The sequence below is a fragment of the Xanthomonas sp. SHU 199 genome, from assembly GCF_000364665.1.
Taxonomy (GTDB): domain Bacteria; phylum Pseudomonadota; class Gammaproteobacteria; order Xanthomonadales; family Xanthomonadaceae; genus Xanthomonas_A; species Xanthomonas_A sontii.
Genome location: NZ_AQOI01000514.1, coordinates 1 through 1,010, shown reverse-complemented (window position 1 = coordinate 1,010; position 1,010 = coordinate 1). Strand labels below are relative to the sequence as shown.

Annotated in this window: 1 protein-coding gene; it reads right to left on the bottom strand. The window is 70.6% G+C overall.

The window, feature by feature from the left end; genetic code table 11:
* Window positions 1–532, bottom strand: a 532-nt coding sequence (locus tag D183_RS24960) for a discoidin domain-containing protein (RefSeq protein ID WP_039728045.1), incomplete at its 3' end; no start/stop codon positions are given.
* Window positions 533–1,010: the final 478 nt, after the last annotated feature.

Here is a 1,010-nt window from a genome sequence, read left to right as displayed (position 1 = left end):
AGGCGATATCCAGTTGCCGCGCCTGCGCGCCGGTGCCCGGCATCGCCACCGCGGCACCGCCCTGCCACAGCGCCGCGGCGTCGGCCGCGGACACGCCACGCAACTGCACGGCGCCGGCACCCAGCGGCTCCATCTCGTAGATCGACACGCCCCAGTCGGCGCTGCGCGCGGGCGCAGCCAGGCGCAGGTAGCGGGCCAGCTGCGGCGCGAAGAACACGGTCTCGGTGCCGCCCAGCGAGTCGGCCATCGTGTACACCGTGTCCCAGCGCTGGCCATCGCGCGAGGTCTGCAGCAGGAAGCCTTCCGGATTGGAGGTGTCCCATTGCAGGCGCACGCCGCCGATCTGCGCGGCGCGGCCCAGGTCGATCTGGAACCAGTGGCCGGGACTGAAGGCGCCGGCGGTACGGGTGCTGGCGTCGCCGTCGATCAGATAGCCGATCGCCTGCGCCTTGACCTGCTTGGAGGAACTGGACGCCTGCCATTGCGCACGCGGCGGCAGGCGGCCGTCCTGCGCCTGCACCGGGGCCGTCATCGCAAGTCCGTACAGGACTGCGGACAACACCCAGGCGCAGCGGCGCGCGCCACCGTGACCGAGCACTCGGATGATCTCTGACGAATATCGCACTGGGTCCCCCGGCCAGCACCGCCTCAATCGAGGTGGGCGGACGTTAGCAGCAACTGCAAGCGGTTACATGATGCGTTGCAACATCCGCAATCCACTGGCACATCTGGCCATACGCCGACATGCCTGTCCCGACGCCCCAACGCCGGGTCATGAAATGTCCCGCCGCGACAAGCCCAGCCCCCTGGCTGCCTGCCGGTCGTCCCCGCACCGCCGCCCCGCCCGGCTTGCCGGAATCGCCCGCGCCCAGCAAGATGCGGGACGTTTTGGGGAACGAGCCCGCATCGTATGTCGTCCTGCCCGACCCGGGTCATCTCCTCGCGCGCGCTGTGCGTCCTGCTGTTGGCGATGCTCGCCCTGGCCGTGGGCGGATGCAAGCGCGCGCCCG